The 15,577-nt window shown below is 37.1% G+C and carries 5 protein-coding genes; all 5 read right to left on the bottom strand.

The window, feature by feature from the left end:
• Positions 1-16: 16 nt before the first annotated feature.
• Positions 17-6,343, bottom strand: a complete 6,327-nt coding sequence (locus tag CC99x_RS09200; RefSeq protein ID WP_259596674.1) for a hypothetical protein — start codon at positions 6,341-6,343, stop codon at positions 17-19.
• A gap of 228 nt (positions 6,344-6,571) precedes the next feature.
• Positions 6,572-10,285: a DUF4347 domain-containing protein gene (locus tag CC99x_RS09195; RefSeq protein WP_057625558.1), complete on the bottom strand. Its 3,714-nt coding sequence runs from the start codon at positions 10,283-10,285 to the stop codon at positions 6,572-6,574.
• Between the two features lie 89 nt (positions 10,286-10,374).
• On the bottom strand, positions 10,375-11,148 hold the full coding sequence (locus CC99x_RS09190) for an efflux RND transporter periplasmic adaptor subunit (protein WP_158003240.1): 774 nt from the start codon (positions 11,146-11,148) through the stop codon (positions 10,375-10,377).
• Positions 11,149-11,431: 283 nt separating this feature from the next.
• A complete protein-coding gene (locus tag CC99x_RS09185; protein WP_057625560.1) occupies positions 11,432-13,420 on the bottom strand; it encodes a preprotein translocase subunit SecA in 1,989 nt (662 codons plus the stop codon).
• A complete protein-coding gene (locus CC99x_RS09180; protein ID WP_057625561.1) occupies positions 13,413-15,557 on the bottom strand; it encodes a site-2 protease family protein in 2,145 nt (714 codons plus the stop codon). Before CC99x_RS09180 ends, CC99x_RS09185 begins: the two co-directional genes overlap by 8 nt.
• Positions 15,558-15,577: the final 20 nt, after the last annotated feature.

Below are 15,577 nucleotides of genomic sequence, written 5' to 3'. Positions count from 1 at the left end.
GACAATTGCATATCTGCTATCTGCCAAAAAGAAAATCTAGTCCGCTGTGAAGGCTATTTACAGTTTCCGTTATGGCATCATGTGCTTGTGTTAAACCAACACTCTCAAACAAAGGCGCTGTGAATCCAGTTGCTGCACTTGTCGCAGTATGAACAGATTCAGTGGTATCTTCAAGCAAGCTAACAGCCGTTGTAACTGCTATGGCTGCAACACCAACACCTATGCCATGGTTAGAGTCCGTATTGTCTAAAGTAGCCGTAACACTGGTATCGATGCCTAGATCACTTACTGAAATGCTTTCTGGTATTGTGACCTCGCTAACATCTTTGATGAAATCAGCAATATCCTGTGTTCCATTTTTTAAGATAGTTTCAAGATTTTTATTTGCTGTTGTCATAATATCATCACCAAATCCACCTAATAAGTTTATCAGTGAGCCAGTATTACCTATTTCATTGCATTCAGAAGAGTTTTCTTCAGACGCATTACTGCTGAGTATGTTTGCATTCACTTCTACGTTGGCAGCAATATTATCAACAGCATGAAGAATACCTGTCACAAGTCCTGTGCCCACGTTGGCAGCTACATCTAAATCTACTAAGCTGTTTGTCGTTGTGGGATTGTTATTTGGATAATCTTCACTGTCAGGATAGCATGCTTCAGAAGTGCTGTTGGTGAGTATATCTGCCTTAATTTCAACATTGGCAGCAATGTCATCTACTGCATTAAGAATGCCTGTCACAATCCCTGTACCCACATTAGCAGCTACATCTAGATCTACTAAGCTGTTTGTCGTTGTGGGATTGTTATTTGGATAATCTTCGCTGTCAGGGTAGCATGTTTCAGAAGTGCTGTTGGTGAGTATGTCAGCATTAATTTCAACATTGGCAGCAATATCATCTACTGAATGAAGCACATCTGTCAAAACATTTGTGCTTATATCAGATACAACACTTAATCCTAATAAATTGCCTATTGAATATGGATTGCTGTCATCTTCAGAATCGCAAGCGTCAGAGTAGGTATCAGCTAATATAGCAGCATTAACTTCTATATTAGCAGCAATATTATCGACAGCATGAAGAATATTTGTCACAATCCCCGTGCCGAGATTGGCAGCCACATCTAAATCTACTAAGCTGTTTGTCGTTGTGGGATTGTTATTTGGATAATCTTCACTGTCAGGATAGCATGCTTCAGAAGTGCTGTTGGTGAGTATGTCAGCATTAATTTCAACATTGGCAGCAATATTATCAACAGCATGAAGAATACCTGTCACAAGTCCTGTGCCCACGTTGGCAGCTACATCTAAATCTACTAAGCTGTTTGTCGTTGTGGGATTGTTATTTGGATAATCTTCACTGTCAGGATAGCATGCTTCAGAAGTGCTGTTGGTGAGTATGTCAGCATTAATTTCAACATTGGCAGCAATGTCATCTACTGCATTAAGAATGCCTGTCACAATCCCTGTACCCACATTAGCAGCTACATCTAGATCTACTAAGCTGTTTGTTGCAGGATTGTTGTTTGGATAATCTTCACTGTCAGGGTAGCATTCTTCAGAAGTGCTGTTGGTGAGTATATCTGCCTTAATTTCAACATTGGCAGCAATATTATCAACAGCGTGCAGAATACCTGTCACAAGTCCTGTGCCCACGTTGGCAGCTACATCTAGATCTACTAAGCTGTTTGTTGCAGGATTGTTGTTTGGATAATCTTCACTGTCAGGGTAGCATGTTTCAGAAGTGCTGTTGGTGAGTATATCAGCGTTAATTTCAACATTGGCAGCAATATTATCAACAGCATGAAGAATACCTGTCACAAGTCCTGTGCCCACGTTGGCAGCTACATCTAAATCTACTAAGCTGTTTGTCGTTGTGGGATTGTTATTTGGATAATCTTCACTGTCAGGATAGCATGCTTCAGAAGTGCTGTTGGTGAGTATGTCAGCATTAATTTCAACATTGGCAGCAATGTCATCTACTGCATTAAGAATGCCTGTCACAATCCCTGTACCCACATTAGCAGCTACATCTAGATCTACTAAGCTGTTTGTTGCAGGATTGTTGTTTGGATAATCTTCACTGTCAGGGTAGCATTCTTCAGAAGTGCTGTTGGTGAGTATATCTGCCTTAATTTCAACATTGGCAGCAATATTATCAACAGCGTGCAGAATACCTGTCACAAGACCTGTGCCTACATTCGCGACCACATCTAAATCTACTAAGCTGTTTGTCGTTGTGGGATTGTTATTTGGATAATCTTCACTGTCAGGGTAGCATGTTTCAGAAGTGCTGTTGGTGAGTATGTCAGCATTAATTTCAACATTGGCAGCAATATCATCTACTGAATGAAGCACATCTGTCAAAACATTTGTGCTTATATCAGATACAACACTTAATCCTAATAAATTGCCTATTGAATATGGATTGCTGTCATCTTCAGAATCGCAAGCGTCAGAGTAGGTATCAGCTAATATAGCAGCATTAACTTCTATATTAGCAGCAATATTATCGACAGCATGAAGAATATTTGTCACAATCCCCGTGCCGAGATTGGCAGCCACATCTAAATCTACTAAGCTGTTTGTCGTTGTGGGATTGTTATTTGGATAATCTTCACTGTCAGGATAGCATGCTTCAGAAGTGCTGTTGGTGAGTATGTCAGCATTAATTTCAACATTGGCAGCAATGTCATCGACTGCATTAAGAATGCCTGTCACAATCCCTGTGCCCACGTTGGCAGCCACATCTAAATCTACTAAGCTGTTTGTCGTTGTGGGATTGTTATTTGGATAATCTTCGCTGTCAGGGTAGCATGTTTCAGAAGTGCTGTTGGTGAGTATGTCAGCATTAATTTCAACGTTGGCAGCAATATTATCGACAGCATGAAGAATACCTGTCACAAGTCCGGTGCCCACATTGGCAGCTACATCGAGATCTACTAAGCTGTTTGTTGCAGGATTGTTGTTTGGATAATCTTCACTGTCAGGATAGCATGCTTCAGAAGTGCTGTTGGTGAGTATGTCAGCATTAATTTCAACATTGGCAGCAATATTGTCGACAGCATGAAGAATATCTGTCACAAGCCCCGTGCCCACATTAGCAACCACATCGAGATCTACTAAGCTGTTTGTCGTTGTGGGATTGTTATTTGGATAATCTTCGCTGTCAGAGTCACATATTTCAGTATTATTGTTTGTGAGTATGTTTGCATTCACTTCTACATTGGCGGCAATATTGTCGACAGCATGAAGAATATCTGTCACAAGCCCCGTGCCCACATTAGCAACCACATCGAGATCTACTAAGCTGTTTGTCGTTGTGGGATTGTTATTTGGATAATCTTCGCTGTCAGAGTCACATATTTCAGTATTATTGTTTGTGAGTATGTTTGCATTCACTTCTACATTGGCGGCAATATTGTCGACAGCATGAAGAATATCTGTCACAAGCCCCGTGCCCACATTAGCAACCACATCGAGATCTACTAAGCTGTTTGTCGTTGTGGGATTGTTATTTGGATAATCTTCGCTGTCAGAGTCACATATTTCAGTATTATTGTTTGTGAGTATGTTTGCATTCACTTCTACATTGGCGGCAATATTGTCGACAGCATGAAGAATACCTGTCACAAGTCCTGTACCCACATTAGCAACCACATCTAAATCTAATAGGTTGTTTGTCGTTGTGGGATTGTTGTTTGGATAGTCTTCACTGTCGTCAGGGTAGCATGTTTCAGAAGTGCTGTTGTTGAGTATATCAGCGTTAATTTCTACATTAGCAGCAATATTATCGACTGCGTGAAGAATGCCTGTTACAAGTCCGGTGCCCACATTGGCAACCACATCGAGATCTACTAAGCTGTTTGTTGCAGGATTGTTGTTTGGATAATCCTCACTGTCAGGGTAGCATGCTTCAGTAGTGCTGTTGTTGAGTATATCAGCGTTAATTTCAACATTGGCAGCAATATCATCTACTGAATGAAGCACATCTGTCAAAACATTTGTGCTTATATCAGATACAACACTTAATCCTAATAAATTGCCTATTGAATATGGATTGCTGTCATCTTCAGAATCGCAAGAGTCGGAGTAGGTATCAGCTAATATAGCAGCATTAACTTCTATATTAGCAGCAATATTATCGACAGCATGAAGAATATTTGTCACAAGCCCCGTGCCGAGATTGGCAGCCACATCTAAATCTACTAAGCTGTTTGTCGTTGTGGGATTGTTGTTTGGATAGTCTTCACTGTCAGGGTAGCATGTTTCAGAAGTGCTGTTGTTGAGTATATCAGCGTTAATTTCTACATTAGCAGCAATATTATCGACAGCATGAAGAATGCCTGTCACAAGTCCTGTACCCACATTAGCAACCACATCGAGATCTACTAAGCTGTTTATTGTTGTAGGATTGTTGTTTGGATAATCTTCACTGTCGGGGTAGCATGCTTCAGAAGTGCTGTTGGTGAGTATATCAGCGTTAATTTCAACATTGGCAGCAATGTCATCGACTGCATTAAGAATGCCTGTCACAATCCCTGTACCCACATTGGCAGCTACATCGAGATCTACTAAGCTGTTTGTTGCAGGATTGTTGTTTGGATAATCTTCACTGTCAGGGTAGCATGCTTCGGAGGTGCTGTTGGTGAGTATATCAGCGTTAATTTCAACATTGGCAGCAATGTCATCGACTGCATTAAGAATGCCTGTCACAATCCCTGTACCTACATTGGCAGCTACATCGAGATCTACTAAGCTGTTTGTTGCAGGATTGTTGTTTGGATAATCTTCACTGTCAGGGTAGCATGCTTCAGAAGTGCTGTTGTTGAGTATATCTGCCTTAATTTCAACATTGGCAGCAATGTCATCGACAGCATGAAGGATATCTGTCACAAGCCCCGTGCCCACATTAGCAACCACATCGAGATCTACTAAGCTGTTTGTTGCAGGATTGTTGTTTGGATAATCTTCACTGTCAGGGTAGCATGTTTCAGAAGTGCTGTTGTTGAGTATATCTGCCTTAATTTCAACATTGGCAGCAATGTTATCGACAGCATGAAGGATATCTGTCACAAGCCCCGTGCCCACATTAGCAACCACATCGAGATCTACTAAGCTGTTTGTTGCAGGATTGTTGTTTGGATAATCTTCACTGTCAGGGTAGCATGTTTCAGAAGTGCTGTTGTTGAGTATATCAGCGTTAATTTCAACATTGGCAGCAATGTTATCGACAGCATGAAGGATATCTGTCACAAGCCCCGTGCCCACATTAGCAACCACATCGAGATCTACTAAGCTGTTTGTTGCAGGATTGTTGTTTGGATAATCCTCACTGTCAGGGTAGCATGTTTCAGAAGTGCTGTTGTTGAGTATATCAGCGTTAATTTCTACATTAGCAGCAATATTATCGACTGCGTGAAGAATGCCTGTTACAAGTCCGGTGCCTACATTGGCAACCACATCGAGATCTACTAAGCTGTTTGTTGCAGGATTGTTGTTTGGATAATCCTCACTGTCAGGGTAGCATGTTTCAGAAGTGCTGTTGTTGAGTATATCAGCGTTAATTTCAACATTGGCAGCAATATTATCGACTGCGTGAAGAATGCCTGTTACAAGTCCGGTGCCTACATTGGCAACCACATCGAGATCTACTAAGCTGTTTGTTGCAGGATTGTTGTTTGGATAATCCTCACTGTCAGGGTAGCATGTTTCAGAAGTGCTGTTGTTGAGTATATCAGCGTTAATTTCAACATTGGCAGCAATATTATCGACAGCATGAAGAATATCTGTCACAAGTCCTGTACCCACATTAGCAACCACATCGAGATCTACTAAGCTGTTTGTTGTTGTAGGATTGTTGTTTGGATAATCTTCACTGTCGGGGTAGCATGCTTCGGAGGTGCTGTTGGTGAGTATATCTGCATTCACTTCTATATTGGTCATAACAGTATTTGCAGTATTTAAGAGTTCAGCAACAGCTTCTGTTCCAACAGATGCTCCTATATCTAGTGCAAGAATTCCAGAAGGAGAGTGGTTTGTCTCATCTGCGCATTCAGATGGACTATTGTTTAATATATCTGCACTCACTGCTATATCAGCAACGATCTTGTCTATAGAGGGATGTGCATCCGTAACGATTTTTGTATCGACTTGCGTAGCGATATCTAATTTCAAAATACTGTTTGTTTCACTGCTAGGTGTATGTGAAATTGGGGTGTCTTGATGAGTATTATCAATATAGTTAGATATAAGCTGTATTTTTTCTTTTATCTTATCAAATAATGATTTTGATTCTATGGAACTATCATTTTGTTCTGTCTGTTTATTTATATAACGCATTTTGCTACCCCACTTGAAACAATAGAATGATTTAAAAAGATATTATGATATTAAATATCAAAGACATTTCTATGGAATATTGGGCAATGGTATTAGAGTAGAAGTTTAAATTTATTGCGATAAAAAATATATAAATATCAATTTATTGAGATTGATGTGGTTGTAATTTACAGTATGTACTATAAAATAATGTGTGCGGTATCCACTAGATAGAATAGCTGTGGTTATTTATTTTTTATCAAATAAGGCATCGATAGTATCAGGTTCTGAACTTTTAGCGGTAGATGCCCGTTTCTTCTTTGCCACAATAGGTAATGGATCCACAGATGACCAAATGGTTGCACTTGCACATAGCGAGGCAATGAGGGTGCTGGCATTTAATATCCAAGGTGAGGCTATTAAACCAATGGTAAGTCCTGTAACAGTCAGTGTATCTTTTAAAGTAGAAAGCATCATTTCATGATTGTGTAGCTGTGTAAAATAAGCATTATATGAGATTTCAAGCTTTTCCAAAGCTGATAAAAAAACATTATTTGAAAATTGATTTTTGATTTTTAAATCCTGATAGTTAGTATAGCTTTGAGTTCTTGTTGAATGAGAGTTGTTTTCATGATTAAAATCAAACTCATTTTCATAATTGAAATTGAACGAAGATATTTTTAAAGCATTAACTGTATATGTGTCAGAAATATTAAGTGTATGATTTTGATTTTTGTAGATTTGTGGGTTATATGATACAGGGTTTTTTATTGTAGGTTTATTATTAGTAGTATCATTATCTTTTGTTTTTTCTTCTGGTGTCGTGGTTTCAGGTGAAGGATTGGTAATGACTGGATTATTAGGATTTGGTAAATTATTGAGTTTTGTTACATCAATGGTTATGGTAGCATCTGCTAGAGAAAAACCTGTGCCATCATGCACACTAAAATTAAAGCTTGCATAACCCACACCGTTGGCATTGATGGCAGGCGTGAATTGTAGATTACCGGCTGTAATATCAGCAGCACTGATGAGTTGATTCAAGGCCACAGCCACACCAGAGAGTGTTAAACTGCCATTCGCAGGTAATGAGTTAATGCGTATTTGGCTTAAACTATCCCCATCGATATCGTTAAAATTAAAGTCAGCTGTAGTAAAGCTATAAGCAGTACCTTCATTGGTGTTGACAGTTTGATTTGCGGTTGTGGGTAGATCATTGACAGGTGCAACATCTATTGTCATGGTAGCACTTGACAGAGAAAAGTCTGTGCCATCATGCACACTAAAGTTAAAACTTGCATAGCCTACACCATTGTCATTGGCAGCAGGTGTGAATTGTAGATTACCGGCTGTAATATCAGCAGCGCTGATAATTTGATTCAAAGCCACTGCTATGCCAGAGAGTGTTAAACTACCATTTGCAGGTAATGAATTAATGCGTATTTGGCTTAAAGCATCGCCATCAATGTCATTAAAATTAAAATCAGCAATTGTAAAGCTATAAGCTGTATCCTCATTGGTACTAATGGTTTGATTTGCCGTTGTGGGTAGATGATTAGCAGGTACTACGTCTATTGTCATGGTAGCACCCGCTATGGAAAAACCTGTACCATCATGCACACTAAAGTTAAAACTTGCATAGCCCACACCATTGTCATTGGCAACAGGTGTGAATTGTAGATTACCGGCTGTAATATCAGCAGCGCTGATAATTTGATTCAAAGCCACTGCTATGCCAGAGAGTGTTAAACTACCATTTGCAGGTAATGAATTAATGCGTATTTGGCTTAAAGCATCGCCATCAATATCATTAAAATTAAAATCTGCTGTGGTAAAGCTATAAGCAGTATCTTCATTGGTGCTGACGGTTTGGTTTGAGGTTGTGGGTAGATCATTGGCAGGTGCTACGTCTATTGTCATGGTAGCACCCGCCAGGGAAAAACCTGTACCATCATGCACACTAAAGTTAAAACTTGCATAGCCCACACCATTGTCATTGGCAGCGGGTGTAAATTGTAGATTACCCGCTGTAATATCAGCAGCACTGATAATTTGATTCAAAGCCACTGCTATGCCAGAGAGTGTTAAACTACCATTTGCAGGTAATGAATTAATGCGTATTTGGCTTAAAGCATCGCCATCAATATCATTAAAATTAAAATCTGCTGTGGTAAAGCTATAAGCAGTATCTTCATTGGTGCTGACGGTTTGGTTTGAGGTTGTGGGTAGATCATTGGCAGGTGCTACGTCTATTGTCATGGCAGCACCTGTCAGAGAAAAACCTGTACCATCATGCACACTAAAATTAAAACTTGCATAGCCCACACCATTGTCATTGGCAGCGGGTGTAAATTGTAGATTACCCGCTGTAATATCAGCAGCACTGATGATTTGATTTAAAGCCACAGCCACACCAGAGAGTGTTAAACTACCATTTGCAGGTAATGAATTAATGCGTATTTGGCTTAAACTATCGCCATCGATATCACTAAAATTAAAGTCTGCTGTGGTAAAGCTATAAGCAGTATCCTCATTGGTGCTGACGGTTTGGTTTGCTGTTGTTGGCAGATCGTTTGTTGGTGTAATATTGAAGGTCAAAGTATAACTAGAGACCGAAAAACCAATTCCGTCCCGCACAGCAAAGCCAAGGCTAGCATATCCAATTCCATTTGCATTGGCAGCAGGTGTGAATCTTAAATTGCCTGCAGCAATATCAGCTACCTGAATAGTTTGATTTAAAGTAACAGCAACACCGGAAAGTGTTAGTGAGCCATTGACTGGCAAGGTAGTGATTCGTATTTGATTTAAACTATTGTTTTCAGCATCGCTATATTGAAAATCAGCAACTGAAATTGTATAGCTGCTATCTTCATCAAAGGTTACGGTGTTATTTGCAGCCGTTGGAGGCGTATTAGTAAGTGCGAGGTTCAGTGTCATTGTATAAGATGCATCAGAATAGACTGTTCCATCGTGTACTCTAAATGTGAAGCTTGTGCCAAGAATTCCAAGTAATGGATTAAAAGTAAAATTACCGTTGTTGATATCTGCAATAGATATGGTGTCTAAGAGTAAAATTGAATTGCCAGACAAAAATAAACCACCAATCAAAGGTAATGTGAGAATTTGAATTTGACTGAAACTATCACCATCTAGATCTTGAAAATTAAAATCAGCAGCTGTGAAAGTATAGGTGGCACCTATTTGCGTTTGTATTGTATTATTAGATGCAGTCGGTGCAGTGTTTAGTATGCCGCTCCAGCTGATATTTGAATTTGCTTTGATGAGCGTATCGCTTTCAATCGCCCCAGTTGTATATTCAAGATCCCAGTTAGCACCTAATTGTGTAGAGCCTGAGGTATCTAAGCTTGCTGCCACATCACTGCCTGTGAGCTGGCTAATTTTTTCAATAAATTTCTGTCCAATGTCCGTTTGCGCCAAATCACAGCCATATAATAAAATGTCTGCATCTGGGGTTAATGCGTTTTGCCATGATATCAATGTGTCTGCATGTGCATCAATATTGTCATAGGTTAATGCTTTTGCGCCTAGTTTTAAAACACCATCCGTGCTATGAGAAAATATATGTATGGTATTAACATCTTTTGTATTGTTCAAGATTTCAGATATTTTTTCTAATCCATCCATGTCTTTATCTAAGAGAACAATTTGTAAATTCGTATTCTCATTTTTTGAGCTTAATATGTCATTGACAAGCGCGTCATAATTTTCAATGCGTTTATCCACAAAAGCAATTTCATGATTGGTAGATGAGGTTTCTTGAGTGGACGTTGTTTCTGTTATTATTTCAATCGTAGCTGGTTCTGACTGATGAGAAGGATTAGATCCCATATCTAGATGTGGTATGAGCGCATTGGTATCTGCGGAAAATAAAATTCTGTCTTCTAATTGCTCAAATGCAAGTGTTGTGTTTAAGGATTTTTTTTCATTTTTGGATATACGCATACTATTTTTCCAAAATTTTCAAAATAAAAACTCTAAAAAATCCATCTGTCCTCTAAAAAAATCATTTTTTTGACGTAAAAAGAAGAAAATTATTCATTACCTAATTCCTGAACGCCTTTTTGTGGAAGATTATCGAAAATAACTTCACACTTTTGACCACTAGGTATACTTAAATCATCATTTGGCATTGATAATGTGACAACAAAAGTACCGCTTTCTGCATCGATCACTTTGTCTACATTTATGACAGTTGCTCTATTTTTATCGTTGGGTTTATTTTCTGTAATAATATTTGCCATCATATCGAGATTGATTTTTCCAAAATAATAACTTGGCATGATAACTTCAATATGCATGGGATCAATCTTAACAATTTTTAATATTTTATTATCTTTTGGGATCTCACCAATATGTAAATATATGTCAGTGACAATGCCATCAATTTCAGATTTAATTGATTTCTTATTGAGTATTGCCACAGCTCTCTTGTAATCAGTTTCAGCAAGCCGCTTATTTTGGAGCGCTTGTTCATAATTTAATTCCGCAATATTTAATTCACTGATAGCGTCTTCTTTTTCTTTTTCTGAGGTTATATTTTCTTGTTGTAATGAAACCATTCGTTTTAATTTGCTTTTTGCTAAGTCAGCATTTTTTTTAGAGGCATCAATTTCAAAATTTGTATTTCTTTTTAAATCGGCTAATTCCACTAATATTTTCTCTACATTTGATTCTAAGGTAATTAATACATCACCTTTTTTAACAATATCGCCTTTCTTGATATTTATATTTTCAATAACCCCAGATTCAGTTGAGGATACAATCACTTCTTGCTCTGGTATTAATAAGCAATCAAAGAGTTGCATCTCAGTTTGTTCTGCAAAAGCATATTGGCTTGATGCTATTGATATAAACAGCATACATAAACTTATGTGATTCATACGGATCTTGAGCTTCGTTATATCGCTATATAGGATCTATCGGTGTTTTTTGAGATATTCATAGATGTATATATATACAATTAGAAGCTGTCTCAAAAATGCCATTTTTCGTTGATCCTTTGTTGTGGCTCCTTTTGCGCTGCTCAAAGAGTTTCGCCTTAGCTGAACAAAAAATTACTATTTTTGAGACAGCTTCTAGCAGTTATTGTTATTCAATATTCCCTGTGAAAGAGAGATGTTTGCTGAGAGATTTTTCAGTTCTCATTAATCTAAGACGTAGTTTTTTATTTTTATATTCTGAATGCCATTGAGGGATGTATATTAATAATTGTGCAAGCCAATGAGGCAAAATTTTTTTTGTTGGGAAGCACAGGCTGAGCAGCTTAAGAATAAACTTTGCGTAATAGTTTTTAAAAACGGTATCTTCAAGCGAGTAGATGCATTGAGAGGCGCCAGCTTCTCCTTGGCGAGCTGTGCGCCCAAATAGCTGTCTATCTATTCGTCTTGAGGGATTCATTTCAGCTGAAATGACAAACAGTCCACCTTTTTCATTAACACCAAAGCCTAGCTTTATGTCTGTACCACGACCAGCCATATTTGTCGCAATTGTAATACTTGAAGGTTGTCCAGCATTTTGAATAATGAATGCTTCTGCTGAATCTTGCTTTGCATTTAAAAGCACATGTTTTATGTTTTGCTGCATGAGCAGCGATGATATGAATTCAGATTCTGAAATGGAGTGTGTTCCAATGAGTATTGGGCGTCCATTATTATGCTCGAATATAATACGTTGCATTAAGAAACTATATTTTTCATTGAGGTTTTTAAAGAGCATGCTCTTGTCTGCGTGGCGTAGGCAAGGTTTATGGGTAGGGATAACAACGGTAAATAGTTTGTAAACTTCTTGCAATTCTGTAGAGATGTCTTTCAGAGTGCCAGACATTCCACTTAAATGCAGATATCTATTGAAAAAACTTTGATAGGTAATACGCGCAATAGTTTCGGTGAAATTACTGATGGCGCAATTCTCTCTCAACTCTATCATTTGATGAATGCCATGCTCCCATGTACTATTGGGCAAAAGTCTTCCAGTATTCTTATTAAGAATGGTTATTTTGTTGTCACTTACAATATAATCTCTATCGCGAATAAACAAATATTTTGAAGTGAGGGCAAGCTTTACAAAAAATTCTTGGTTTCTTTTTCCTGACCAAATGCCTTTTAATTTTTGACAAGCAAAAGTAATTTTTCTTTTGCCTTCTGTTGTAAGTATAAATTCATCATTTTTTTGAATTAAAAAATCTAGGTCTCGTGTGAGTAATTCTGCTATGGATAGTGCTTGTTTATAGGTTTTAATTTGGCTTATATTTTTAGACTCTTTGGCTAAAATAAGTGGTGTTTTTGCCTCATCAATTAGAACGGTATCTGCTTCATCAACGATGGCAAAACATAAGCCACGTAATATGGTGTCACTTGATTTCTCAAGAGAAATAAAATTCCTGAATTGCGTTTGGTTTTCTGTTTGTGAAAAATGATCTCTGGCAATATAATCATGCAGATAACAAAAAGCAAGTTGGCTACTTGTGCAATAAGTAATATTGGCTTGAAAAGCAGTTTTTTTCTCTTCTGTTGACATGCAGTCCTGTATATAAGAAACCTGTAATCCTAGACGATGATATAAAATTTTCATTGTATCAGCATCGCGTTTTGCTAAATACTGATTTGCAGAAACCACGTGTACAGGGATTCCTTGAAGTGCCGCAGTGATTGCCGCAAGAGTTGCTGTCAATGTTTTTCCTTCACCTGTTTGCATTTCTGCTAACATACCTTGAAGTAAAACAAAACCACCCATAATTTGTTCATGATGATGTCTAATGCCTAGGGTTCTAAAAGCGCATTCTCGAATAATGGCAAAGCTGTGGATTATAAGATTATGCTGAAGTTTTGCATTGTAAAGCCTGTTTCTCAACTCCATAATTTTGTCAGAAAGTTGTGCTTCTGATAGGGATGCGTAATCACTTTCATTCGAGATTACTGCTTCAGCATATTTATTAATATGATTGTTATTTAATTCAAATTTATTTTTTACGTTTTCAAACCATTGATATATAGTGTCATCCATAGAATTTTGATGGTCAATAGATTTTTGAGGATAGTCTCCATAAAATAATATTGGTTTTGATAGTGTTTTAGGCATTTATTTCTCTAAAAAATAATTTTTTGATTTTAATCAATAGTTGATGTGCTAAAGTTTTATCATTGTGATAGAGCTTTACATATACTCTTTTTCCCAGTAAGGAATGTTGTTCGAGTGTCGGAAAGGATAATTCGACCACGAAAATATTTTCTTCCGTTTTTATGCCTGATTTATCTGCATTGGTCTTGATGGTTCCACCACCTTCATTCCCAAGAGAAGCACTTGGTAAGGTGTTTGTAATATTTATTCTTGGATTAATTATCTGTGCAGAAAATTCATTTTGGGAATATTTGTTGAATTTAATTTTAACGGCGTTAATTGAATCATTGATAATATCAAAATCAGATTGTGGAATGGCAACTTGAATGGTGGGAAACTGGTTATCTTGTATATAACCAATAATGTCACCTTTTTTGATGTATTTTCCGATCAGATCTTGCTGATTCATTAAAATTAATCGACCAGATTCCTGGCTTGAAATAGATAATTGATTCATGTCTTTTTTTACTTTATCAAGCGCTACGGTGATCTGATGATATTGATTTTTAAGATTTTCTGATTTCGTGTAATTGCTGTGAACGTTTTTTATGAGCATTGCTTTTATTTCTTCACGCTTTCCGATCAGATTGTTCTTTTCAGCACTCAATAGGAAATTATCAAGCTGAATAATGGCGTCATTTTTGTTCACTAATGCTAATGGGTGTTTTAATATCTTAGAAACGAAACCTTCTTCTTGTGCTCTAATAATTGCGCTATCACGAATCCATACAATGCCTTCGGCATAGGTGAAGCAAGGTATTTTGACATGGAATGCGATAATATACAGTGCTAATAAAAATCCAAACCAGAACATGAAAATACGATTTCTACAATCTTCTAATTCATTAGAAAAGTATAAGGCATATGCGTATCGGGCAATCGGAGAAAATATTTGTGTGCATAAAGTCCATATGGCTATAATCACACCCCAGAAAAAATATTTATTTATGATAAAGACTAAAATAGAATAAAAAATAAATATTCGGTATATAGAAGAGAGGATGCCATATAATATAAGACATGTTTTTTCGTACGCTGTGCAAATATTGAGGCTTATTTTTGATTTGCCATATACAATTGTTTCAATTTTCTGCATTAAATACTGCTTTGACTTAGAACTTAAGTTAGATATATTGAGCAGATCCGCTAGTATATAATAACCATCGTATTTAAGCAGTGGGTTACCATTAAAGAAAAACGTAGAGACTAATCCAATACTAATAATATTTAAACAAATTAATTTTATAAATCCATCGCTGATATTTACCCATATCAAAATTGAAATAGATGCTAGGAAAAGCTCAACAATAATGCCAGCTGCACTCACTATGATTCTTTTGTATTTTTCTTTAAATAGCGTTGCCGCAGAAGCATTCACATATGCAAAAGGGATCAGGGCCATGAGCACAACACCCATATCTTGAATGATGCCACCCCATCGTTTTACCGCATAAGCATGCCCTAACTCATGGAGCAATTTTATTATACAATAACAAGGTATTAAAATACTGAGATTTTGTAAGTTTATAATTTCCGTATGTATGTCTCGATAGAGATTTGAAAAATGCACTAATATCTGTGATAAACCAAGAAGAATGATTAAAATACAAAATAGTCCACTCAAAGGTGTGAAAATCCATTTTACATAAGGGTATGTCTTATTGAGAAAATTATCTGGGTTAGCAATATGCAGCTTAATTGATAATGGATTCATTAATTTATTGATCAGATTTTTTTGTTGATGCTCTTGACCTTGACGATAGGACTCAAGAAAACGGCAAAGCCCGTCTATTTTGATCAAATCATTAGAGGCAAGTTGAATGATCAATTGAACAATCTCAATCTGAGTAGGGGCATCATCTTCTAATTTTTCATTGAGATGTTTCCATATGTGATCTACGCTTCTTGTTCCATTGAGCAAACCTATAAAATAATAGGCATTACCTTGAAAACGAAAGTGTTTGTTTGAGATTTTATCATGTAGAAGATAGGCAATGTTTCCCATAGAGGATTGTTTTTGGATAGAAATATCTTCTTTCAGTCTTAATTTTAAGTCTGATACTTTGTACCATAATGGACTGAATATGAGATCATTCATATTAAACTCTATGGTAAATA

Origin of the sequence: Candidatus Berkiella cookevillensis, from assembly GCF_001431315.2 — a bacterium.
GTDB classification, from domain to species: domain Bacteria; phylum Pseudomonadota; class Gammaproteobacteria; order Berkiellales; family Berkiellaceae; genus Berkiella_A; species Berkiella_A cookevillensis.
The sequence above is the reverse complement of the archived record's forward strand: the minus strand, read 5'-3'. Positions and strand labels throughout refer to the sequence as shown.

Bases quoted from the DNA above. Each gene is read 5' to 3' on its own strand.
- CC99x_RS09180 (WP_057625561.1), bottom strand. From the start codon at position 15,557: ATGAATGATCTCATATTCAGTCCATTATGGTACAAAGTATCAGACTTA.
- CC99x_RS09190 (WP_158003240.1), bottom strand. From the start codon at position 11,148: ATGCAACTCTTTGATTGCTTATTAATACCAGAGCAAGAAGTGATTGTA.
- CC99x_RS09195 (WP_057625558.1), bottom strand. From the start codon at position 10,285: ATGCGTATATCCAAAAATGAAAAAAAATCCTTAAACACAACACTTGCA.
- CC99x_RS09185 (WP_057625560.1), bottom strand. From the start codon at position 13,420: ATGCCTAAAACACTATCAAAACCAATATTATTTTATGGAGACTATCCT.
- CC99x_RS09200 (WP_259596674.1), bottom strand. From the start codon at position 6,343: ATGCGTTATATAAATAAACAGACAGAACAAAATGATAGTTCCATAGAA.